This window comes from Gordonia sp. 852002-51296_SCH5728562-b, assembly GCF_001665475.1.
GTDB lineage: Bacteria > Actinomycetota > Actinomycetes > Mycobacteriales > Mycobacteriaceae > Gordonia > Gordonia sputi.
The window spans coordinates 13,732-37,224 of sequence record NZ_LZMI01000104.1; the positions used below are offsets into that span (position 1 = coordinate 13,732).

20 protein-coding genes are annotated in these 23,493 nt (G+C 65.5%); 10 read left to right on the forward strand and 10 right to left on the reverse strand.

Going from position 1 to position 23,493, the window contains the following annotated elements:
- Window positions 1–38 precede the first annotated feature (38 nt).
- On the forward strand, window positions 39–584 hold the full coding sequence (locus A5766_RS17790) for a GNAT family N-acetyltransferase (protein WP_064905746.1): 546 nt from the start codon (window positions 39–41) through the stop codon (window positions 582–584).
- Here A5766_RS17790 and A5766_RS17795 read toward each other — a convergent pair.
- A complete protein-coding gene (locus tag A5766_RS17795; protein ID WP_197501532.1) occupies window positions 501–1,502 on the reverse strand; it encodes a DMT family transporter in 1,002 nt (333 codons plus the stop codon). The two genes, A5766_RS17790 and A5766_RS17795, sit on opposite strands and share 84 nt — an antisense overlap.
- An 83-nt stretch (window positions 1,503–1,585) precedes the next feature.
- Here A5766_RS17795 and A5766_RS17800 point away from each other — a divergent pair, with 83 nt between their 5' ends.
- Window positions 1,586–2,506 carry a LysR family transcriptional regulator gene (locus A5766_RS17800; protein WP_064905750.1) on the forward strand — a complete coding sequence of 307 codons (921 nt, stop codon included), beginning with the start codon at window positions 1,586–1,588 and terminating at the stop codon, window positions 2,504–2,506.
- Between the two features lie 115 nt (window positions 2,507–2,621).
- On the opposite strand, the gene fgd is transcribed toward A5766_RS17800, so the two are convergent.
- Complete coding sequence (gene fgd / locus A5766_RS17805; RefSeq protein ID WP_064861618.1) at window positions 2,622–3,644, reverse strand: glucose-6-phosphate dehydrogenase (coenzyme-F420); 1,023 nt, start codon at window positions 3,642–3,644, stop codon at window positions 2,622–2,624.
- Window positions 3,645–3,741: 97 nt separating this feature from the next.
- On the opposite strand from fgd, the gene A5766_RS17810 reads away from it, so the two are divergent.
- Entirely contained in the window at window positions 3,742–4,602 is an 861-nt protein-coding gene (locus A5766_RS17810) for an alpha/beta hydrolase (protein WP_082933528.1), read from the forward strand.
- On the opposite strand, the gene A5766_RS17815 is transcribed toward A5766_RS17810, so the two are convergent.
- Window positions 4,592–5,107 (reverse strand): hypothetical protein, encoded by a 516-nt coding sequence (locus tag A5766_RS17815; protein WP_064861616.1) that lies wholly within the window; start codon window positions 5,105–5,107, stop codon window positions 4,592–4,594. The genes A5766_RS17810 and A5766_RS17815 overlap by 11 nt on opposite strands.
- 142 nt (window positions 5,108–5,249) lie before the next feature.
- Between A5766_RS17815 and A5766_RS17820 the strand changes: the two genes are divergently transcribed.
- Window positions 5,250–7,169: an ABC transporter ATP-binding protein gene (locus A5766_RS17820; protein WP_064905751.1), complete on the forward strand. Its 1,920-nt coding sequence runs from the start codon at window positions 5,250–5,252 to the stop codon at window positions 7,167–7,169.
- 153 nt (window positions 7,170–7,322) lie between these two features.
- On the opposite strand, the gene A5766_RS17825 is transcribed toward A5766_RS17820, so the two are convergent.
- The 3 genes from A5766_RS17825 to A5766_RS17835 form a co-directional block, all read right to left on the reverse strand.
- On the reverse strand, window positions 7,323–7,565 hold the full coding sequence (locus A5766_RS17825) for a hypothetical protein (RefSeq protein WP_005209066.1): 243 nt from the start codon (window positions 7,563–7,565) through the stop codon (window positions 7,323–7,325).
- Window positions 7,562–8,779, reverse strand: coding sequence for an acyl-CoA dehydrogenase family protein (locus A5766_RS17830; RefSeq protein ID WP_064905753.1), 1,218 nt, complete (start codon window positions 8,777–8,779; stop codon window positions 7,562–7,564). The genes A5766_RS17825 and A5766_RS17830 overlap by 4 nt, the downstream gene beginning before the upstream one ends.
- A 292-nt stretch (window positions 8,780–9,071) precedes the next feature.
- A complete protein-coding gene (locus tag A5766_RS17835) occupies window positions 9,072–10,046 on the reverse strand; it encodes an alpha/beta hydrolase (protein ID WP_064861613.1) in 975 nt (324 codons plus the stop codon).
- 388 nt (window positions 10,047–10,434) lie between these two features.
- Between A5766_RS17835 and A5766_RS17840 the strand changes: the two genes are divergently transcribed.
- Window positions 10,435–14,469 carry a Pls/PosA family non-ribosomal peptide synthetase gene (locus tag A5766_RS17840; RefSeq protein ID WP_197501535.1) on the forward strand — a complete coding sequence of 1,345 codons (4,035 nt, stop codon included), beginning with the start codon at window positions 10,435–10,437 and terminating at the stop codon, window positions 14,467–14,469.
- Between the two features lie 92 nt (window positions 14,470–14,561).
- Here the strand turns inward: A5766_RS17840 and A5766_RS17845 are convergent, their stop codons facing one another.
- The gene (locus tag A5766_RS17845) at window positions 14,562–15,137 is read right to left on the reverse strand and encodes an HdeD family acid-resistance protein (RefSeq protein WP_064905755.1); all 576 of its coding nucleotides are present in this window, start codon (window positions 15,135–15,137) and stop codon (window positions 14,562–14,564) included.
- Between the two features lie 178 nt (window positions 15,138–15,315).
- Between A5766_RS17845 and A5766_RS17850 the strand changes: the two genes are divergently transcribed.
- Both A5766_RS17850 and A5766_RS17855 read left to right on the forward strand, forming a co-directional pair.
- A complete protein-coding gene (locus A5766_RS17850) occupies window positions 15,316–16,263 on the forward strand; it encodes an acyl-CoA thioesterase domain-containing protein (RefSeq protein WP_005209056.1) in 948 nt (315 codons plus the stop codon).
- 70 nt (window positions 16,264–16,333) lie between these two features.
- Window positions 16,334–17,434 carry a DUF4185 domain-containing protein gene (locus A5766_RS17855; protein WP_005209054.1) on the forward strand — a complete coding sequence of 367 codons (1,101 nt, stop codon included), beginning with the start codon at window positions 16,334–16,336 and terminating at the stop codon, window positions 17,432–17,434.
- Between the two features lie 151 nt (window positions 17,435–17,585).
- On the opposite strand, the gene A5766_RS17860 is transcribed toward A5766_RS17855, so the two are convergent.
- The 3 genes from A5766_RS17860 to A5766_RS17870 all read right to left on the reverse strand — a co-directional run bounded on the left by A5766_RS17860 (window position 17,586) and on the right by A5766_RS17870 (window position 19,963).
- Window positions 17,586–18,281, reverse strand: a complete 696-nt coding sequence (locus A5766_RS17860; RefSeq protein ID WP_005209052.1) for a DUF305 domain-containing protein — start codon at window positions 18,279–18,281, stop codon at window positions 17,586–17,588.
- 67 nt (window positions 18,282–18,348) lie between these two features.
- A complete protein-coding gene (locus tag A5766_RS17865; RefSeq protein WP_231894710.1) occupies window positions 18,349–18,777 on the reverse strand; it encodes a hypothetical protein in 429 nt (142 codons plus the stop codon).
- A gap of 28 nt (window positions 18,778–18,805) precedes the next feature.
- Window positions 18,806–19,963: a phosphatase PAP2 family protein gene (locus A5766_RS17870; protein ID WP_005209047.1), complete on the reverse strand. Its 1,158-nt coding sequence runs from the start codon at window positions 19,961–19,963 to the stop codon at window positions 18,806–18,808.
- 286 nt (window positions 19,964–20,249) lie between these two features.
- On the opposite strand from A5766_RS17870, the gene A5766_RS17875 reads away from it, so the two are divergent.
- The 3 genes from A5766_RS17875 to A5766_RS17885 all read left to right on the forward strand — a co-directional run bounded on the left by A5766_RS17875 (window position 20,250) and on the right by A5766_RS17885 (window position 23,374).
- On the forward strand, window positions 20,250–20,462 hold the full coding sequence (locus A5766_RS17875) for a hypothetical protein (RefSeq protein WP_005209045.1): 213 nt from the start codon (window positions 20,250–20,252) through the stop codon (window positions 20,460–20,462).
- A gap of 83 nt (window positions 20,463–20,545) precedes the next feature.
- On the forward strand, window positions 20,546–21,316 hold the full coding sequence (locus tag A5766_RS17880) for a deoxyribonuclease IV (RefSeq protein ID WP_039856997.1): 771 nt from the start codon (window positions 20,546–20,548) through the stop codon (window positions 21,314–21,316).
- 225 nt (window positions 21,317–21,541) lie between these two features.
- Window positions 21,542–23,374: an acyl-CoA dehydrogenase gene (locus A5766_RS17885; protein WP_005209041.1), complete on the forward strand. Its 1,833-nt coding sequence runs from the start codon at window positions 21,542–21,544 to the stop codon at window positions 23,372–23,374.
- Window positions 23,375–23,493: the final 119 nt, after the last annotated feature.

The window sequence follows — 23,493 nt, forward strand, 5'->3', positions numbered from 1 at the left end:
GCGTACTCACGCGGACCCATGCCCTAGGCTCGGCGCCCATGGAGATTCGTGACGCGCGCGCAAGGGACGTCCCCGGCATCACGCCCATCTACAACGACGCCGTCGAGAACACCACGGCGATCTGGAACGAACAGATCGTCGACGACGCGAACCGGCTGGCGTGGCTGACGCAGCGCCAGGATGCAGGGTTTCCGGTGCTGGTCGCGGTCGAGGAGTCGTCGACGGATGGGCAGGTCGTCGGCTACGCCACCTACGGGCCGTGGCGGCCGCACGACGGGTATCGGCACACCGTCGAACATTCGGTGTACGTGCGATCGGATCAGCGCGGAAAGGGCACCGGGCAGGCGCTGATGCGTGCGCTGATCGACCGTGCACGTGCCGACGGATTCCACGTGATGGTCGCTGCCATCGACGCCGCCAACGAAGGATCGATCCGGATTCACGAGCGGTTGGGCTTCACACGCGTCGGATTGTTGCCACAGGTCGGGACGAAGTTCGGATCATGGCTCGACCTTGCATTCCTGCAACTGACTCTCGACGGGCCCACTCGAGACGGCGGGTCCGCGCGAGACTCTCAGGGCTGAGGCGCGCGCTCTGCGCATCGGCAGGCGGATCAACCCGCGTGTCATCGCCACGCCCGCGAGGCAGAGCACACCTCCGACGATCCGCAGCGGGGTCGGAACCTCGCCGAGTAGCAGCCACGACAGCACGATCACCAGGGCGGGCACGACGAGCGTTGTCGCTGCCATTGCGCCCGCGCTCGAGCGTGACAGCGCGTACGCCCAGGTGGTGAACGCGATCGCGGTCGGTCCGACGCCGAGGAAAACCATCGCGGTGATGTCGGAGGCGGGTGCCGCGGCAACCTCCCGCACCGCGGCGGGAGCGAACGGCAGGGTCGCGAGCGCGCCGACCATGACTCCCCAGAATGTTGCCGACAGGCCGTCGATGTGCGTCAGCGCGACCTTCTGCACCAGCACGCCACTCGCGTAGAGAACGGCTGCGGCCAGTCCGAGCGCGATGCCCAGCCAATCCGCGTGTGGCCCCGACCCTCCGACCGTGATCAGCACGACGCCTGCGAATGCCACCCCGATGCCGATGAGGAGTCGGCGCGAGAACCCCTCGCCGAGGAACAGTCCTGCGAACACCGCGACGAGGATCGGCGCGAAGTTGACCAGCAGAGCCGCCGTGCCGGCGTCGAGATGCTGTTCGGCCCAGTCGAGCGTCACGGTGTAGAGCGCGAACCACGCGACGCCGTACACGATTACCAGCACCAGGCCACGGCCGCGCGGCAGCGGCGGGAGTCCGCGCCCGAGGCCGTTGCGGCGTCGCAGGATCACCACGATCGGCACGAGCGCGACCACAGCTGTCGCCAGTCGACCGAATGCCAGCGCACCGGGCGAGAACGATGCGCCCGCCGACCGGATGGCGATGAAGGCCGACGCCCACAGGAGCACGGTGACCGTGGCTGCGACGGTGGCGAGATCGGGGGTTCGGCGCGTCATGCCATCAATGATCTGCCCGAGGACAATTCAGGACAAGTTCATATTTCTACACGACTCTTGAGTACCGCTGTATATTCACGGGCGTGATCGATCCACATCGTCTGCGAGTGTTCCGAGCTGTCGTTGCGGAGGGCTCCGTCGGTGGCGCAGCGTCGGCTCTCGGGTACACGCCTTCCGCGGTGAGCCAGCACCTGGCGACGCTGCAGCGCGAGACCGGACTCGCGCTGGTCGAGCGCGACGGCCGGGGCATCGTCGCCACCGAGGCGGGACGAACGTTGGCGGCGGAGTCCGAGGGCATCTTCGACCACTTCGCGCGGCTCGAGGGGCTCGTCGCCGATCTACGGCAGGGGCGGGCGGGCACGCTGCGCGTCACCTACTTCGGGTCCGCGGGTGCGGAATGGATGCCGACGGTCGTCGCGCAGATCCGCCGAGAATTCCCTGCGCTGCGACTCGACCTTCGACTCCTCGAGATCACCGACCCCCTCGTCGCGCCGCCGGATGTGGAGATCGGCATCGACGACCCCACAGCCGTGATCGGCAGCTCGTCGTTGAACGATTTCGACGTCATGCCACTCGTCTCGGATGCCTACCACGCGGTGGTCACACCCGACTCCCCTTATGCAACAAGGGATCACGTGTTGCTGCGCGAGTTGGCCGACGAGGTCTGGATCGACAACGACATCGCGCGCGGCCCCTGCCGCGAAGCACTACTTCGTGCCTGCACCGCAGCGGGTTTCAGCCCGTGCTTCGGTGTGGAGACGCACGACTACCTGACCGCGATCAACTTCGTCGCCGCCGGGGTCGGGCTCACCGTGGTGCCGGCGCTGGCGCTTGTCGACGTTCCGGACTCGGTCCGCGTGGTGCCGATCGCCGAACCGACTCCGCGCCGGGCGATTTCGATTCGACGCCGCCACAGTATTCGCGAGCACCGCGCCGCCGACCGCGTCGTCGAACTGGTGCGGAAGCAGGCTCGGCGCACACACGGCACGCTGGTCGGGGCGTGAGGCGCGGGCCCCGGGGTTCCGCAGAAAAGTACACGCCCTGGGCAGTCGACGTGTACCGGTACAGGTCAACAGCCCAGGGCGCGTGGTTTTCTGCGCTGGGTTCGCTGGGCTCGACTCAGTCGGCGACGGACAACTTGCGCAGCCGCGGGGCGAGATCCTTCTCGAAGTTGTCGAGGAAGCGCTGCTGATCGTGGCCCGGCGCGTGGAAGACCAGGTGGTTGAGTCCGGCGTCGGTGTAGAACCTGACCTTTTCGACGGCCTCGTCGGGGTCGGATGCGACGATCCACCGCTTGGCGACCTGCTCGATGGGCAGTTCGTCGGCAAGGCGTTCCATCTCGGTCGAGCTGTTGACGCTGTTCTTCTGGTCGGCGGTCAGCGACAGCGGCGCCCAGAAGCGGCAATTCTCCAGTGCGAGTTGCGGATCGGGGTCGTACGAAATCTTGATCTCGATCATGCGGTCGATCTCGGCGAAGTTCCGGTCGACCTTCTCCGCACCCTCACGAACGGCCGGAATGAGCTTCTCGGTGTAGAGCTCGGGACCCTTGCCGGACGTGCAGATGAAGCCGTCGCCAGAGCGGCCCGCATACCGTGCGACGACCGGTCCGCCCGCGGCCACGTAGACCGGGATCTGATGCTCGGGCAGGTCGTACATGTAGGCGCCCTTGGTGTGGTAGTACTCCCCCTCGAAGGTCACCTCCTCACCGGTCCACAGCTCGCGCATGAGCTTGATGGCCTCACGGAGACGAGCGAAGCGCTCCTTGAAGTCGGGCCATTCGCCCTGGAATCCGGTGGCGTACTCGTTGAGCGCCTCGCCGGTGCCGACGCCGAGCATGATGCGGTCGGGATAGAGGCAGCCCATCGTCGCGAACGCCTGCGCGATGACGGCGGGGTTGTAGCGGAAGGTCGGGGTCAGGACCGACGTGCCGATCTGTACGCGCTTGGTGCGCTCGCCGACCGCAGCCATCCACGACAAGGAGAACGGCGCGTGGCCGCCGTTGTGGCGCCACGGCTGGAAATGGTCGCTGACGGCGACCGAGTCCATGCCGTGTTCCTCGGCCGCCACGGCGATCTCCACCAGCTCGCGGGGCGCGAACTGCTCCGCCGAGGCCTTGTATCCGAGCTTGAGTTGCTGTGCCATGCCTTCACCTCACTGCCGACGACCGTCTATGTGATCCAACGTACTCAGGGAACAGGTCCGACAGTTGCGTGGGATCCAGGGGTACATTTTTGTACCCGTGGATCCCACACAACTCGACCCGCGCCGCACGAAGCGTGGGCCCCAGAGCGACGTCGAGGTTCATCGGCTTCGCGAGCAGCGCGCGGCGCATCCTGCACCGCGCGACCCGGAAGCCGTCGACCTCATCGCCGAATTCGCGGGACAGTCGGTGCCGGTGCGAGTGATCACGCCGACCGAGCCGCCGCGCGGAGCGATCCTGAGTCTGCACGGCGGAGGCTTCTACTTCGGAGCGGCTGCCTACGACGACATGTGGAATCGTGAGCTTGCCGATGCCCTCGGCGTCGCGGTCATCGGCGTCGACTACCGCCTTGCTCCCGAAACCCCTTGGCCCGCAGCGCCCGATGGTTGTGAAATCGCCGCTCAGTGGCTGATCGATCACGCGCCAGAGAAATTCGGCACTGACCGACTGGCACTCATGGGCTTCTCGGCGGGCTCGACACTGGCGATGACCACTCTGCTTCGCCTGCGTGACGCCGGACTTGCACATCGATTCTGCGGCGCTGCACTGCAGTTCGGCACCTACGACCTGAGCGCGACGACGCGCGCGGGCAGACTGATCGCCGACGAGTACTTCCTCGGCGCCTACCTCGGCCACGTCGACGATCGGACGCCACCCGACATCTCGCCGATCTTCGGCGACCTCCACGACCTACCGCCGGCGTTGCTCGTCGTCGGCTCCGACGACATCCTCGTCGACGACAACCGCGCCATGGCGACGCGGCTCGCGGATGCGGGAAACGAGGTCGAGCTACGTGTGTACCCCGCGTCGCCACACGGCTTCACGCACCACTCGACGTCGACGGCCGCGGTGGCGCGCAGTGACGTCGCGGGCTGGCTCAGCACGCGGCTCACGGGGTGATCGCGTCGGCGGATCGCCCGCGGGGAAGTTCGACGGCGTAGCTGTAGTGACAGCCGAGGTCGGCCCGATCAGGCGCCTCGTAGTTGTCACGGAACCAACTGATGCACGCCTCTGCGGCGAGTAGCCGGTCGCGGGTGTAGAGGTAGCCGTCGGTGCAATCGTCGAACGGATCGTCGTCCTGCCAGATGTCGATGGGCATCGTCGACGCGTCGTGGTCGACGAAGCGCAGTGTCCGCAGCGCGGTGCGTGACCTCCGCACCAGAAAGATGCCGTCAGTCAGGACGTAGACCTGCACACAGACGGCGTCTGGCGCGGCGAAGTCGACCTCGTCGTCGATGTCGAGATCGTCCTCTTCGACTTCAGCCTCCAACTCGTCCCAGTCATCGGCCAACCGGACATCTTTGGGCCCGAGACTGAACTCGAGACCGGGCGGCTGATCGTCGAGGGACTCGGCGACCCACGCGAGCATCGAGTCCCAGTCGTCGATCGGATAAATCTTGGCCATGACTCACATTCTCGCGTGTGGGTATGACATCGCTGTGGGTATGAGTCCAGAGGCTCGGGTCATGCGGATGCCGGGGCTCGTCCGCTATGAGCGCAACGCTCGGCTGGACTTAAACCTAACTTGAGCTTCTACTCTGGACGTCATGAGTATGCAGTCCGTCGCCTGGGACATGATGTACAAGTCGTCGAACTCGCCGTCGCGCAAGCGGCTGCGCGGTGACCGACGCAGCACCTTGCGCCGCATCATGACCTTCGCGCGCCCACACCGCGCCCGTATCGGCGTGTTCCTCGCGCTGTCGGTGTGCACCGCGGTGCTGACCGTCGTGACCCCGATTCTGGCCGGGCGCGTGGTCAACCTCATCAGCGAGGGCGGGTCGGGCGGAACGATCGTCGGACTCGCGGTGTTGATCGCGCTGATCGCCGTCGCCGAGGCGGCCGCGGGAATCGGCACGCGCTGGTTGTCGGCGCACATCGGCGAGGGGCTGATCCTGGATCTGCGCCGCTCGGTCTTCGACCACGTCCAGAAGATGCCCGTCGCGTTCTTCACTCGTACCCGAACCGGCGCGCTGGTGAGTCGACTCAACAACGACGTCATCGGCGCGCAACGTGCGTTCAGCGACACTCTTTCGGGTGTGGTGTCCAATATTGTGACGTTGGCGTTGACGCTCGGCGTGATGTTCGCGATCAGCTGGCAGATCACACTGTTGGCGTTGGTTCTGTTGCCTGTCTTCGTGATTCCCGCACGACGCATGGCTCGACGGATGGCCACCCTGTCCCATGAGGCCGCCGAGCACAACGCGCGGATGTCGACGCAGATGACGGAACGCTTCTCGGCACCGGGCGCGACGCTGGTGAAGCTATTCGGCAGTCCGACGTTGGAGAGTCGTGAATTCGCCACGCGCGCCGACAGAGTCCGTGACATCGGTGTGCGACGAGCCATGCTGCAGGGTGTGTTCATCACCGCACTGACATTGGTGTCGGCGTTGGCTCTCGCGCTCGTCTACGGACTCGGTGGCTGGCTTGCGGTGCATCAACATCTCTCCGCGGGAGCCGTTGTGGCACTGGCACTTTTGTTGACCCGCATGTATGCGCCACTCACGGCGCTGGCCAACGCGCGAGTCGAAATCATGAGTGCGCTGGTCAGTTTTGAGCGGGTGTTCGAGGTACTCGACCTCGCACCCCTGATCGACGACAAGCCCGACGCCACCGACGTCCCCGACGCCGACGACGGTGTGAGCGTGCGATTCGACCACGTCTCCTTCGGCTATCCCTCGGCCGACAAGGTCTCGCTGGCCTCGCTGGAAGAGGTTGCGCAATTGGACAGTCGGGGTGGGACCCAGGTGCTGCACGACGTCGACATCGACGTCCCGGCGGGCTCGATGGTCGCGCTGGTGGGGAGTTCCGGCGCGGGCAAGTCGACGATCGCGAGTCTGGCCACCCGCCTGTATGACGTCGACGAGGGCGCCATCCGCCTCAACGGCGTCGACGTGCGAGATCTGCGCAGCGAATCGGTGCACCGGAGTGTCGGATTGGTGACCCAAGACGGACATCTGTTCCATGACACCGTCCGCGCGAATCTCGTTCTGGCTCAACCCGATGCATCCGACGATGCGATCTGGGACGCACTGCGACGCGCACGCCTCGACGAACTGGTCGCGAGTCTGCCCGACGGCCTCGACACGATCGTCGGCGAACGCGGGTATCGACTGTCGGGCGGCGAACGTCAACGCATGACCATCGCCCGACTTCTGTTGGCGCAACCCGCCGTGGTGATCCTCGACGAAGCGACCGCACACCTGGACTCGACGTCGGAAGCCGCAGTTCAGGAAGCCTTGGCAGAGGCACTGGAGGGGCGCACGTCGATCGTCATTGCGCACCGGTTGTCGACGATCCGCGCCGCCGACCAGATCGTGGTGATCGAAGCGGGGCGCGTCGTCGAACGTGGTGATCACCGAACACTGTTGGCGGCCAACGGAAGATACGCGCAGCTCTACCGCACGCAGTTCGCCGACGGGAGCTCCGAGCAGCAGGCGGAGTGCTGCCCGGAGACGTTGAGCGCGTAGTGGTTTCGACGCGGCTGCTCGCTACGCTCGCGGGCTGCTCAACCAGCGGGGTGGGCGGGCTGCTCGACCAGCGGAATCGGCGGACCTTCAGCGGGAGGGGCGGACCTACTCAACTAGCGGGGTGAGCGGGGGCGGAGCCGGGCTGATCGGCGGCTAGTCCTCGTCGTCGTCGCGGTCCGGAATGGGCGGGGCGAGTTTGGCTTTGCGGAACGTCAACCCAACCATCGCGATGTTCACGACGATGATCGCGATACCGAGTACCACCCACAGCCACTGGTGGTTGCTCCACCAGTTGACGACGAGCAGCGCGACGCACACCATCAGCACGACGGAGCCGAAGATCACCATGCCGCGCGAGAAACCCTGTGCGGCGCGCTGGAACTGGGGATTGGTCACCGGAAGGCGTCCTGTCCGGTCAGCGCTTTGCCGATCATCAGTTGGTGCATTTCGCTCGTGCCTTCGTAGGTGAGCACGGATTCGAGGTTGTTGGCGTGCCGCATCACCGGGTACTCGAGTGTGATGCCGTTGGCGCCCAACAGGGTTCGACATTCGCGGGCGACAGCGATGGCTTCGCGGACGTTGTTGAGTTTGCCGAGGCTGATCTGCTCGGGTGCGATCTTGCTCTCGTCCTTGATGCGCCCCAGCTGGATGGCGAGCAGGAATGCCTTGCCCACCTCGAGCGCCATGTCTGCGATCTTGGTCTGGCTGATCTGGTATCCCGACAACGGCTTGTCGAAGACCTCGCGGTCGGCAGTGTAAGAGAGCGCGCTCTCCAGACAGTCGCGCGCGGCGCCGACCGCACCGAAGACAATGCCGAACCGCGCCTCGTTCAAACAACTCAGCGGACCCTTGAGGCCGGTCACGCCCGGGAGCATCGCCGACGCGGGCAACCGCATGTCCTCGAAGGACAGTTCGGCCGTGATCGACGCCCGCAGCGACAGCTTGTGCTTGACCACCATCGACCGGAATCCGCGGGTATCCGTCGGGACGACGAATCCACGCACTCCGCGCGAGCCCTCTTCGAGATCGGTGCGCGCCCAGACGATCGCGACGTCGGCGACGCTGCCGTTGGTGATCCACATCTTGGAGCCGTTGATGACCCAGTCGTCTCCGTCGCGCTTCGCTACGGTCCGCATGCCCGCCGGGTTGGAGCCGAAGTCGGGCTCGGTCAGGCCGAAGCAGCCGATTGCCTCGCCCGCAGCCATCTTGGGCAGCCATTCTTCGCGCTGTTCGTCGCTGCCGAAGGCACGGATTGCGTACATCGCGAGCGATCCCTGCACCGACATGAAGCTACGCAGACCGGAGTCGACGGCCTCGACCTCCAGGCACGCGAGTCCGTACTCGGTTGCCGACGTTCCAGCGCAGCCGTAGCCCTCGAGGTGCATCCCGAACAGGCCGAGCTTGCCGAACTCACGGGCGAGGTCTCGAACAGGGAGGGTGCCGTCCTCGAACCACTGGCCGACGTGGGGGCGCAGACGTTTGGTGCCGAAGTCGCGGACGGTGTCGACGATCGCCCGCTCCTGGTCGTCGATCAGTCTGTCAAAGCCGAAGAGCTCTCCGACCGTCTTGGTCCTACTTGCCCCAGTCGAATGTGACCCAGTCGCACTCACCGTTGTCCACCACCTGTTTGTCGACGCCGCGCGGGATGTCTGCCGCGCCACTCCACTATGGCAGTTCGACGCCGCGCCATGTCGACGACCACGAGGTTGGGCGCTCGACGTGGGGCGGAGTGGTTTCGACTCCGGTGCTCGCTTCGCTCGCGCCGGGCTCAACCGGCGACGAGTGGCTCAACCGGCGGCGAGCGATTCAACCAGCCGCGGCGAGTGGCTCAACCGGCGGCAAGCGGTTCAACCAGCGGGCTCAGCTCGACCAGCGGGCTCAGCTCGACCAGCCGGGCTCGGCTCAGCCGGCCGCCTTGGCGTCGCGGTCGTCGGCGGCCTTGGCGTCGCGGACCGCCTGCGTGGTGAAGGCGGCGGTCGTCTCGACGGCGTGCAGCGTCTCGGCGTGACGGGCGTTCATGACCGGAAACGCGTGCACCTGCCACGCATAACTGTGCGCGACGGCGTCGACACCGGCCTCATCGAGCCGTTCCACCAGCTCGATCACGTCGGTTTCGAGCATCTCGTTCTCAGCCGTGATCATCACGGTCGGTGGGAACGCCTCGGCGTCGATGTCGGCGGCGCGACGAGCACCGCGCAGTGGAATCGGCCCCCTGTTGAGCAGCGGGACGAGCCGCGCCATCTTGCCCATCGGCAGATAGGCGTCGGAGCGGCTGCTGCGATCGGGGTTGGTGCCCAGATCGAGGTCGAGCAGCGGAGAGAACCCGATGAGGGCAGCAGGCGTCGGAAGACCGGCAGTGTGCGCGCCCTCGGCGACCTTCATGGCGAGGAACCCACCCGCGGAGTCGCCCGCGACGATCAACCGTCGATATCCCCACTCACTGAGCAGTTCGCGGTAGGCGGCCACGGCGTCGTCGACCGACGTCCCGACACCCACCTTCGGTAGCTGGCGGTACTCGAGCGAGAAGACCGGCAGTGCGCACGCCTTCGCGAGTCGACCGACGATAGAGCGATGCGTACCGAGACCACCGACGACGAATGCGCCGCCGTGCAGATAGAGGATGGCGGTGTCGGCGTCGCGTCGTGACGGTCCGCTCGGCATGACCACCTCGGTGGGACGGCCCGCGAGTTCCATCCGCTCGCGAACGACGTGCCGCGGTTCGGGCGCGCCGGCGAACAGGCGGTCGATCAAGAAGAGCCCCGCCATCCCCGGCCGGTTCAGCGGCCACAGCGCGAGCGTCGGTTTCAAGAGTGCGCGAGTCGCAAACCACAGTGGGTACGAGAGCGCACTCGCCTTTCGGTGATGCACAATTGGCATGCTGTTTCTCCTCACCCCAACCCAACCGCGAGAAAGTGATGCGCGATCAGAATCGTGTGGCGGCGTCGACGGCAACCACGGCCCGGAATCCCCTGGCTAGTATTCCTGCACAGAGTCTTCCCACGAGGGGCTTTCCCACAGTGCGACCACCTACAGTGCCAATACCTACCCGGCAATTACCTACAGTGTGTTCGGAACCGATGAATGTGAAGCTACACCCGTTTCGGAAGACCGACAGTCTCGCGCCGCGAGTTCCGAGCGCCATTTCACCAGCCGCGCGAATCAGAGAGCTAGGACACTCCACAGCAGCCATGTCAGCGACACCATGTGATGCGCACGCATCCGCATCAGGGTCAACATTCGCTCTCGCGTATCGGCGGTACCCGGCGTGATCGAGACGGATCCGAGTCCACTCGGGTTGCCACACTCCATCCCCGCCGAGTTTCTGCTGTCGGCCAAGGCGGCGCCTGCGCGCACGCTGTGCGACATCCTCGATGCCACCACCGCACGGCATCCCGACGCTCCCGCCATCGACGACGGCGACCAAATCCTGACATATTCGCAGCTCAGTGCGGTAGTACGACGCGGCGCGGCGCGGTTGGCGCAACTCGGGGTACGCCGTGGTTCGCGGGTCGGCATCCGGATGCCGTCCGGTTCACGCGATCTCTACACCGCGATCCTGTCGGTGCTCTACGCCGGAGCCGCCTACGTTCCGGTCGACGCCGACGACCCGGAAGAACGCGCAACTCTCGTGTTCGGCGAAGCGAAGGTCGACGCGATCGCCGACGCCGACGGGATACACGTCACTGACGGCGCATCGCCCGACCCAGCCGCCACGTCCCTCACCGTTTCCTCCCCGGACGCAAGTACTCCCGACTCGACTACTCCCGACTCGACTACTCCCGACTCGACTACTCCCGACTCGGTATCCACCGGCGCAACATCGACAGCCGACTCGCCGGACGCCAACCGCCCGACCCCAGGCGACGACGCGTGGATCATCTTCACGTCGGGATCGACCGGAACTCCCAAAGGCGTCGCGGTCACGCATCGCAACGCCGCCGCATTCGTCGACGCCGAGGCGACGATGTTCTGCCGCGACGAACCACTCGGCCCGGGCGACCGCGTACTCGCGGGCCTATCAGTGGCCTTCGACGCCTCGTGCGAGGAGATGTGGCTCGCGTGGCGTCACGGTGCGTGTCTCGTTCCCGCGCCTCGGTCGCTGGTGCGCAGCGGCATGGACCTCGGACCGTGGCTCGTCGCCCGCGACATCACAGTCGTCTCGACGGTGCCGACCCTCGCATCACTCTGGCCACCGGAGGCACTCGAAGCCGTCCGGCTGTTGATCTTCGGTGGCGAGGCGTGTCCGCCCGAACTCGCCGACCGACTCGCCGTCGAGGGCCGCGAGGTGTGGAACACCTACGGTCCCACCGAGGCGACGGTCGTCGCGTGTGCAGCGTTGCTGGGCGGACCGGGTCCAATCCGTATCGGTCTGCCCCTACCCGGATGGGATCTCGCCGTCGTCGGAGCAGACGGACTGCCCGTTGCCGAAGGCGAAACCGGTGAGCTGATCATCGGTGGCGTCGGCCTTGCGCACTATCTCGACCCGGCCAAGGATGCCGAAAAGTACGCTCCCATGCCCACTCTCGGCTGGGAGCGCGCCTATCGCAGTGGCGATCTGGTACGCCTCGACCGTGAGGGTCTGGTATTCGGCGGCCGCGCCGACGATCAGGTCAAGGTCGGCGGCAGGCGAATCGAGTTGGGCGAGATCGACAACGCACTCCAACACCTTCCCGGGGTGAGCGGCGCGGCAACAGCGGTGCGAAAGACGGCCGCGGGCAACAGTCTGCTTGTCGGATACCTCGTCTCCCCCGACCCCGAGTTCGACGTCGCGAACGCGCATCGCCTTCTCGCAGAACAACTTCCCGCACCGATGATCCCGAGACTCGCGCTCGTCGACGAACTGCCGACCAGAACGTCGGGCAAGGTCGACCGCGACGCCCTGCCGTGGCCGCTACCGGGCACCGACAATTCCGACGACGAGGACGCAAGCGACCTCAGCGGCACCGAAGCGTGGCTGGCCGCGCGGTGGACCGATGTCCTCGGCGCAACCGTGACCAGTGCCGAGACCGACTTCTTCGCCGAGGGCGGCGGCTCGCTCGCCGCTGCGCAATTGGTGACGGCCGTGCGCGAGCGCTACCCGGAAATCACTGTCGCCGACCTCTACGACCATCCGCGGTTGGGCTCACTCGCGGAGTTCCTCGGCGAGACCGCGGCCGCGGAGGTCGTCGACCCGCGTGAGGTGAAACCGACACCCGCAGCCACCGGTTTCGCGCAGCTGCTCCTGTCGGTGCCGCTGTCGACGCTGACCGGACTGCAGTGGGCGACGTGGCTCGGCGTCGTCAACAACGTGGGTGCGTGGGCCGCCCGCAGGCTCGACGTCTCGGTGCCCTGGCTCGTCGAGGTCAACTGGTGGGTCGTGCTCGTCGCGTTCCTGGTCTTCATCACCCCGCCCGGTCGGATGGTCATCGCTGCGATCGGATCACGCATCCTGCTCGGCGGCGTCGAGTCGGGTACCTATCCCCGCGGCGGCAACGTGCATATCCGACTCTGGGTCGCCGAGCGACTCCTTGTCGCCAGTGGCGCCGCCAATCTGTCGGGTGCGCCGTGGATGATTTATCTGGCACGCGCGCTGGGCTCGTCCGTGGGGCGCGGCGTCGACCTGCACACGATCCCGCCGGTCACCGGAAAACTGACCATCGGCGACGGCGCGTCCGTCGAACCAGAGGTCGACGTCGCCGGCTGGTGGATCGACGGCGACCTCGTCCACATCGGCGAGATCGTGATCAAACGCGGTGCGACGATCGGTGCACGATCGACGCTGGCTCCCGGCGCCGTCGTCGGCAAAGACGCCGAGGTGGGTCCGGGTTCCGCGGTGTTCGGTCGGGTCAAGGCCGGGCAGCAGTGGGCCGGGTCGCCCGCTGTGAAGATCGGTAAGGCGACGCATTCGTGGCCCGATCACCGTCCCCGTCGCGCAAGTTTCTGGGTGCCCGTCTACGGACTCTCCTCGATGGTTCTCGCCGCCATCCCCCTGATCTCGCTGGGAGTCGGCCTACTCGTCATCGGGACATGGGCGCTGCACGCCGACCGGCTCCGCGACGTCGCAATCCGTTCGCTGATCCTGCTACCCGCCGCGGCCATCGTGAGCCTCGCGGTGTTCGCAGCGATCACCGCGGTCCTCGTGCGCGCGATGTCACTCGGTCTGGAAAAGGGCTATCACCCCGTGCGTTCCCGCACAGGGTGGCAGGTGTGGATGACCGAGCGACTGCTCGACTCCGCCCGCACCTACCTGTTCCCCCTCTATGCCGGGCTGCTGACACCGTGGTGGTTCCGCATCCTCGGCGCGAAAGTCGGTAAGGGAACCGAGATTTCGACGGCCCTCGTGCTGCCGAAATTCACGACCATCGCCGACGGCGCGTTCCTCGCCGACGACACCATGGTCGCCTCGTACGAGCTCGGCGGTGGCTGGATGCACATCGACGACGTCAAGATCGGCAAACGCTCGTTCCTCGGCAACTCCGGAATGGCCGCGCCCGGCCGCAAAGTGCCCAAGAACGGTCTCGTCGCAGTGCTGTCCGCCGCTCCCGACCGAGCGAAGTCGGGGTCGAGTTGGCTTGGTAGTCCGCCGATTCGACTTCGACGCACCGCCGCGGAAACCGACACGTCGAGGACGTTCGACCCGCCCATGCGCCTCAAAGTCGCACGCGCAGTGATCGAGACGCTGCGATTGATCCCGGTGATGATCTCGTTCGGGCTCGGCATCTTCATGCTGTTGAGCCTGCAGTACATCGCCCAGCAGGCGAACTACGTCATCGCCGGTCTGGTCAGCGGTTTGCTGTTGGTGTTGTGCGGCGCCATCGCGTGCTGCATTGCGGCAGCGGCGAAGTGGGCCGTCGTCGGACGTATCGAGGTCTCCGAACATCCGCTGTGGAGTTCTTTCGTGTGGCGCAACGAGCTTTCCGACGCCTTCGTCGAAACGGTTGCGGCACCGTGGTTTGCCAACGCCGCGACCGGAACCCCAATTCTCAATCTGTGGCTCCGGCTCCTCGGCGCACAGATCGGCAAGGGCGTGTGGTGCGAAACCTATTGGCTCCCTGAGGCCGACCTCGTGTCGCTGGGCGCGGGCGCAACCGTCGAGCGCGGCTGCGTCGTACAGACGCACCTGTTCCACGATCGGGTCATGGCCATCGACCGCGTAGTCCTCGCCGACGGTGCGACGCTCGGACCCCACTGCGTCGCGCTACCGGCGTCGGGGCTCGGCGAATCGGCGACCGTCGGCCCGGCGTCGTTGGTCATGCGTGGCGACGTGGTGCCCGCGCACACCCGTTGGCAGGGCAACCCGATCGCGCCCTGGCACGACTGAGCGGCAGCACGACTCAGACGAAGACCGGCCGTCCAACGAAAAGCGGTGGCTCCCGTTGCCAGGAAGCCACCGCGTGAGGACAGGAGGGACGGTCAGACCGCCGACTGGTCGGAGACCTTCTTGGGAAGGTTGAACAGCGTGACAACCGAGATCACGATGAGGAAGATTCCCGCGACCCACACCAGCACACTCAGCGCCCACAGCGACGATCCGATCAGCAGCACGAGGCCCGCCAGGATCGAGATCACGCCGGTGAGGATGAGGTACCACGTCGGGGCGTGCGCGGTCTTCGAGAACGCGGTGACCAGATCGCCGATACCGTCGAAAAGCCACGCGAAACCGATGAAGAGCGCGAGAAACCAGACCGCATTCGCGGGACTGAACAGGGCGATGATGCCCATGATCAGAACCAATAGGCCCAGAATTCCGGTGAGAATGCGCCAGCCCGTTCCGAGGACCTTTGCCGAGAACGCCACGTAGATGCGGAAAAGACCCGCAACGATGAGCGCGATACCGAAGAGAACTGCGAGCACCACTACCGTCGCCGAAGGCCACGCAACCGCAATGACGCCGAGCACGATGCCGATGATCGATGTCACGATCATGGCGCTCCGAATGGAGCCGATCAATTCGTCGGGGATCTGTTTTGCATATGGCGCAAAGGTCATGCGCTCACCTTATCCCCGCGGCGGGCGTTCTGACGCGATTCGGACGCAAGTGAGTGAAAGCGCGGTGCCCCGGGGCGGTTTCGTGCGAGTGTGCACGTGCGGGTAAAAGTGATTCGTGTCGAAAACTAGCGCATTTTTTACCTCGTACAGCTCGACAGCGTCATCCGACAGCGGCGTCGTGACGCCCACGTCGTACGCGTTGAGCCTGTGGGCGACGGGCACTCTCAACGGGCCCGCGGTGTGTGCGCTCGCCGCGCATCGCGTCGAGCAGCAGTTCGGCGAGGACGGCTTTCGGCCGGCGCGTTTCACCATCGACATGTTCAAGGTGGCACGGGAAGTGCCGACATTCACCCGTGGCCGACTCGTCCGCGCGGGTCGTCGAATCCGGGTCGCCGAGCTCGACGTCGTGCAAAGTGAGTCCCCGAATATCTCCGACTCGGATACGGCTGGTGCCGATGAAGTCGTCGTGGCGCGGGCGACGACCGTGTTCCTCCGTACGTCGGTGAATCCCCCGGGCACACGGTGGCAGCGGCCCGACGGGGCCGTCACGTTTCGACCGCCGACCGATCCCATCCCCGACACCGATCTCATGTCTCGCTTCTCGTCCGATGCCCCCGATCGAGATGCCCCCGATCGAGGTGCCCCCGATCAAGGTGCCCCAGATGCAGGCACACCCGATCGAGATGCGACCGACGCGTCGGAATCCGGCGGGATCCCGGGAGCGTCGAACAGCGCCTGGAACACGGATATGGGCGCGCACCAGAACGGCGGGCGCAAACGGCTCTGGTCGCATCCGCTGCCCGCGATCGACGGCGAACCGGCGACCTCATTCGTGAAGGCCGTGACCGCTGCGGAGTCGACGAGTCTTGTCACGAACTGGGGGTCGAGCGGTATCGGCTTCATCAACTGCGACCTCAGCGTCGAACTCGCACGCCTTCCGCAGGGCGACTGGATGGGCGTCGAAGCCGACAGCCACCTCGAGAGTGACGGCATTTCCATCGGTACTGCTGGATTGTTTGATTCGCACGGAATGTTCGGAATGGGGATTGTCACCGCGGTCAACAACGCTGCCGCGGAGATCGATTTCACCAGCATCGATCTCACTGATCGATATCGTGAGGCGTGATTGTCCACTAATCGGTGAGAACCGCGCACTACGGCGCGAGGTAACCGTTAGGTCTTGATAAGGTCACGCCATGGCAGTGGGCTGGCGTGGTCGGAAGGTGCGCGTGGCGGCGCGAAGGAAGGTCATCGCGGCGGTCGTCGCAGTCGCTGCGACGACGGTGACCATCGGTACGGTAATGGCTCCCGCGGCGTCGGCTGCCACCTACGCCGCAGGTGAGGCGACCATGGTCGCGCGCCTGACCGGACCGGGTTCCATCAACGACACCCCCGGCCGCTACAACATCTACGGCACCGACCTCGGCACCATGTGGGACAACGGCAATGGAGAAATCCTCGCCGCGTTCGGCGACACCCAGACGTTCAACGGGTGGTCGTTGCTCTACGGGCAGCTCTGGTACTGGCAGTCCAACGCCCTGCTGCGCAGCACCGATCGCAACCTCTCCGACGGCATGACCTTCACCGGCCACGCAGGTCCACCCAGGCAGGCCAAGCGACTCCTGAAGCCCGATCTGCGCAAGGAGATCACGATCATCCCGACCGCGGGTGTCGCCGCGAACGGCAAGCAGTACATGAGCGTGATGTCGGTCAAGCACTGGGGACAGCCGGGGGTCTGGTACACGAATTGGTCGGGACTCGTCGTGTCGGACGACAACGGCAACAACTGGCGCGCGCTCAACGCCTTCCGACCCAACGGCGGTGGAAACAAGAAGTTCCAGATGGCCGCGTTCCTCAAGGTCGGCGACACCGTCTACACCTACGGGACCCCCGACGGCCGCTTCGGGGCGGTGTACCTCGCACGGGTGAAAGCCAAGGACATCGAGAACCTCGGTGCCTACGACTACTTCTCGTACGGAAACTGGGCACGAGGCAATCCTTCGGCGGCCACCCCCGTCATGCCCGCACCGACCGGCGAGATGTCGGTGGCCTACAACAGCTATCTCGGTAAGTTCATCTCGCTCGGCCAGAGCGACAACGGCGTGGTGATGCGTACCGCAGACGATCCGGTCGGCCCGTGGACGTCCGGCGAGTTGGTCGTGCCGATGAACAATCCGCTGACCGGGTACGCACCCTTCATCCATCCGTGGTCGCAGGGCAGCACGCTGTACTTCACGTACTCGGTCTCGGTGGGCTACCAGGTCTACTTGATGCGGTTGCCGCTGCGGCGGGATTGACAGCTGCGGGATTGAGCGCGGACTGGGACTGAGCGCAGGCGCGAGTGAGCGCGACGGCCGGCGAGCTGGGGCGCCCACCGACCGTCGGCTCATCTCAAGGCCGGATCAGTGCCGGATCAGCACCGGACCAGTCGCGATCCGGCCGTCGAACTCACTGCCCGAGCATCGAGCGCATGCGGTCGATCTCGGCTTGCTGCGACGTGGTGATCTGCTCGGCGAGCGCTCGCGACGCCGGGTCGATCCCGTTGGCCAGCTCGGTCTTGGCCATGTCGATCGCTCCCTGGTGATGCGCGATCATTCCCTTCAGCCACAGTGTGTCGAACTCCTGGCCGCGCGCGTTCTCCATGGCGGTCATCTCCTGAGCAGACATCATGCCCATGCCCCCGCCACCGTTACCCATATCCATCGAACCGTGGTCCATAGTGCCGTGATCCATGGACCCCTGATTCTCGGTACCTTGTGAGTCGGGAGCGGTAGAGACTCCCCACGACGCCAATCTCTGTGTCATCTGGTCGATCTCGGGTTGTTGAGCGTTCTTGATCTGTGTCGCCAACTCACGAACGGCGGTGTTCTCGGTGCGCGACGGCACGAGATCTGCCATTGCGATGGCCTGCTGATGGTGCGGGATCATCATCTGGTTGAACGTCACGTCGGCGGCGTTGTGCTTGGTCGAGTCGGCCGACGCACTCTGCGACGACGTGGCGTTTCGGCTCGCCTCAGTACTGGTCGACGATGCACTATCAGACCCGCTGTCGGACGTCGAACACCCCGCGATCCCGACGACCGCGGCGATACCTGCGCACGCAGCGAGCATGCGGGTACGACGAATTGTGTTGCTGGACATCATGGTTTCCTTGTCTTGTTGTGACGTGCTGAACTCGGCCCCGGTGCAAGCGGGACCAGAAGTCGTCGTATCAGCAGCGAATCACGTTCAGACACAGGTGATCTCGGATCGCCCACGGCGGCGGACGGCCTAGCCTGCGAACAGCGGGCATCCACACAGTTGCCAGCGCGAGTAGCAGTGCGGCGAACACCAGCACTCCGACGACCGCCGGTTCGATCGTGGGAAAGTCGATGGCGCGCAGGGACAGACAGTGATGACCGAGGACGGCGCAATGGTCGCCCGACGACATCTGCGAGTCAGCGCCTGTCGACGGCCCCATCTGCATGCCGGCGTGCATGGGAGGCGCTGCGGGCAGCTCGGCATGAGTCGGGCCGACCAGACCGTGCATCACGACGACGGCCAACACGAGTAGACCCGCGAAGCCAAGCCGTGCGGGCCTCGTCGCCAAGCGTCGTACCAAACGTCGGCGACCACTCACCCGTCTACGCGATGCGGCCACGGCGACCAGATTACCGGCGTGCGAGCTTTCAGGCGCCCGCCGCACTCTCCTGCCCGGCACTCTCCCGCTCAGCGCTGTCCTGCCCGGCACTCTCCCGCTCAGCGCTCTCCAACTCAGCGCTGTCCTGCTCGGCGCGCCGTCGCTGTCGCGGCAGGATGAATCGACGGTCGATCAGCGTGTAGACGGCAATCACGGTCGCGGCGAGTGCCCATCCGAGCAACACGTCGAAGACGTAGTGCTCCGCGGTGTAGACGAGCGTGAACGCCATCGCGAACGCGTACCCCATGAACAGCGTTTTTCCCAGCGCTTTCACCCGTGGCCACATGAACAGGGCGAGCAGCATGGTCAGACCCGCGTGCAGCGATGGGATCGCCGCGACGAGATTGGCTTTCCCCTGTCCCACTTCGATCAGATTCGACGCCACGTGGATGTTGAGGTACTCCCAGCCGCGCGCCGAGATGCGCTCGACGTAGGGCTGTGCGCCGGGATGATGCGGATCGGTCGGACCGAGGATGCCTCCCGGCGTCGTCGCCTCAGGCGTCGTCATGCACTCGGCATCACGCGGGCCGTCGACGACCTGCTCGGACGTGCAACGTGCAGCAGCCCACGGCGGGGCTGCAGGCACCAGCGTGTAGCCGACAAGCCCGAGGAACGTCGCGGCAACAAAGCACGCCGCGAAGCGACGCCACGACGAGCGGTCGCGCAACCACAGCACAGCGGCGACGGCGTACGGCACCACAAAGTACGACATGTAGACGACGCTGGTGATGATCTCCCACCACGGCGCCGACGGCTCTTTCAGGTGGCTCTGCAACCAGACGGTCGGAACCACGCCGAACATCGCATGGTCGACGTCGGCGGCGAGGTGCCAGTGCGTCGGCATGTCGACGATTCGGGCGACGTCGCGCGTCCAGTCATAGAGGAGCAGGACCAGCGCGAACGGCGCCCAGTCGATGAGCACAGTGATTGCTCGACGTCGGCCGATACTCGCCGCGAACAGCCCGAGGCAGAGCAGGACGATCAGTCGCGTGCGGTCGAAGGCGAGGCCGTAGACAGAGAACTCGTAGCCCATGAACGCGATCCAGGCCAGGATGGCGATGCGTCGGACGAGGGTCAGGTCCCGCCGCTTCTCCGGCTCAGCCTCGAGTTCGGCTGCGTCGGCGACGTCGTCGAGGACAGGTCCCATCGTCGCCGGCTCGTCCGAGTCGTCGTCGCCTGCGTCTCGCCTCGAGGGCCGTATCGCGTCTTCTACGCTCAAGCGGTCAATCCTGATTCCATCGGTCGAACGGATGCTGACGCGTCGCGCTCGACAAACACGATGGAACGCCGTCCATCCTTAACTGTTTGTCACCCTAGTGAACACCGGACGGTTACGGGGTGTTTGCCACCCGTTGACGGCACATACACAGCAAAGACTTCCTACACTGGTGATGCGCATCACAGCGATGTGGCAGTAGGCGCCGGGAGGTTTCATGCCCAACCGTTTTCTCCGCTACGGCGATCAGCGCTACCTGATCACCAAGGAGGCGGAGGCTCGACTCAACCGCGCGCTGGACAAGGTCTACGAACACGGCGCGGGTCACGAGTGGCTGCATCTCTACCGCGACACCGAGGCGCCGTGTCGGCTGTTGATCGCCAGCGGCGTGCCGATCACGATCGAAACCGAGCCAGGACTCGGCGACTGACCACACGTCGCCCTCCCGGAGTCGATCGCCGTCGGAGACGGTCACTATCGTTGCTGTCGGAGCCGGTCACTATCGTTGGTGCCATGCGCATCGGAGCCCACCTGCGTGAAGACGCCGCACCACTCGAGACCGCAGAGGAACTCGGGATCGACGTCTTCCAGATGTTCGTCACCGACCCGCAGAGCTGGAAGAAGCCGCAGCCACATCCGGAGGCCCAGCAGATCCGCGAGTCGCCCATCGACGTCGTGGTCCATTCGAGCTATCAGATCAACGTCGCGAGTCTGAACAACCGTCTCCGGATGCCATCGCGCAAGGCCGTCGAACAGCAAGCCGACGCCGCAGCCGAACTGGGGGCCTTCGGCCTCGTCGTACATGGCGGTCACCTTCGTGATGGCGAAGACGCCGCCGAGGGATTTGCCAACTGGCGCAAGCTTTTCGACCGTCAGCAGGACAAGGGCGGCTTCGGCGTGCCGATCCTGATCGAGAACACCGCGGGCGGCGATCACGCCATGGCCAGGACCCTCGAGGCCATCGACCGACTGTGGGATGCGGTCGGCGATTTCGAGCAGGCCGGATTCTGCCTGGATACCTGCCACGCGTGGGCCGGTGGCGAAGACCTCGTCGGCCTCGTCGAGCGGGTGCGTGCCATCACCGGCCGGATCGACCTGGTTCATCTGAACAATTCACGCGACGAGTTCGACTCCGGTCGCGACCGCCACGCGAATCTTGCGTCGGGTCACATCGATCCCGACGTCCTCGTCGAGGTCGCCCGGGTCGCCGATGCGCCGCTGATTCTCGAGACACCCGCGGAGGGCATCCCCGCCGACCTGTCCTACCTGCGCGAAGGCCTCTGACCGCCCGCCGTCGAGATCTTCGCCCACACTGCTTGCAATTGCGAGCACGCTCACACGCGTTGAGGTTGTGAGGGTGTTGCACCACACGGTAAACTGGGGTTACTGGCGAGTAACTTGGTGTCCGCGTCAACCTGAAAACCACGCACTTTCCCGACGCTCACCTCGACACGCCCGACGATCGTCAGCCCGCGGCTTATATGCCAGGTCTAGTAGAAGGAACCAGCAATGGGTCATTACAAGAGCAACATGCGCGACCTGCAGTTCAACCTCTTCGACGTGTTCGAACTCGACAAGGTCCTCGAATCCGGAGAGTTCGGCGATCTCGACCACGAGACCGCCGTCGACATGCTCCGCGAGGTGAAGAACCTGGCAGAGGGCGTCATCGCCGACTCGTTCGCCGAGGGCGACCGCAATCCCCCGACCTTCGACCCCGAGACGCACAGCGTCACGATCCCCGAGGCGTTCAAGAAGTCGTACAACGCCTACATCGAGGCCGGCTGGGACAAGGTGGGTCTGCACGAGGACCTCGGCGGCATGCCCGCTCCGCGTTCGCTGTACTGGGCGCTCGGCGAGATGATCCTCGGCGCCAACCCCGCCCTGTTCATGTACTCCGCAGGCGCAGGATTCTCGGAGATCTTCTACGACAATGGCACCGACGAGCAGAAGAAGTGGGCACAGATCTGCGCCGAGCGCGGCTGGGGCGCCACCATGGTGCTGACCGAGCCCGACGCCGGATCGGATGTCGGCGCAGGCCGCACCAAGGCCACCGAGCAGGAAGACGGCACCTGGCACATCGACGGTGTGAAGCGCTTCATCACCTCGGGCGATCAGGACATGACCGAGAACCTCTTCCACCTGGTGCTCGCACGCCCCGAGGGCGCGGGTCCCGGCACCAAGGGACTGTCGCTGTTCTTCGTTCCGAAGTTCCACTTCGACCACGAGACCGGCGAGCTCGGTGAGCGCAACGGCGTCTTCGTCACCAACGTCGAGCACAAGATGGGCCTGAAGGTCTCGGCCACATGTGAGGTCACATTCGGTCAGCACGGCGTACCCGCCAAGGGCTGGCTCGTCGGCGAGGTCCACAAGGGCATTGCGCAGATGTTCGACGTCATCGAGCACGCTCGAATGATGGTGGGCACCAAGGCGATCTCGACCCTGTCGACCGGTTACCTCAACGCACTCGACTACGCCAAGGAGCGCGTCCAGGGTGCAGACATGACCCAGATGACCGACAAGACCGCTCCGCGCGTGACCATCACGCATCACCCTGACGTGCGTCGTGCGCTGATGACCCAGAAGGCATACGCCGAAGGTCTGCGCGCCGTGTACCTCTACACCGCGTCGCACCAGGACGAGGCTGCGGCTCAGATCGTCTCCGGCGCCGATGCCGCTATGGCTCACCGCGTCAACGACCTGCTCCTGCCGATCGTCAAGGGCGTCGGCTCCGAGCGCGCCTACGGCACGCTGACCGAGTCGCTGCAGACCTACGGCGGCTCCGGCTTCCTGCAGGACTACCCGGTCGAGCAGTACATCCGCGACTCGAAGATCGACTCGCTCTACGAGGGCACCACTGCCATCCAGGCGCAGGACTTCTTCTTCCGCAAGATCATTCGCGACAAGGGCCAGGCGCTCGCCCACGTCGCCGGGCAGATCCAGACGTTCATCGACTCGGAGGCAGGCAACGGTCGCCTCAAGACCGAGCGTGCGCTGCTGAAGACCGCGCTCGAGGACGTGCAGTCGATGACCGCAACGCTGACCGGCTACCTCATGGGTGCGCAGGAAGACGCGACGCAGCTCTACAAGGTCGGCCTCGGCTCGGTGCGCTACCTGATGGCCGTCGGCGATCTGCTCATCGGCTGGCTGCTGCTCAAGCAGGCCGAGGTCGCGCTGACCAAACTCGACGAGGGTGCCGCCGATGGCGACAAGGCGTTCTACGACGGCAAGGTCGCGGTTGCGAGCTTCTTCGCCAAGAACATGCTGCCGCTGCTGACCTCGGTCCGCGGCGTCGTCGAGAACATCGACAACGACGTGATGGAGCTCGACGAAGCGGCTTTCTGATCCGTTGGTCGACGAGCGTCACAAACGACCACTGCGGCCCCCCAACCCCAATGGGGTGGGGGGGCCGCGGTTTTTGTTTGGGTTTATAAAAAAAACCCCCCCCCCCCCAACAGACAGAG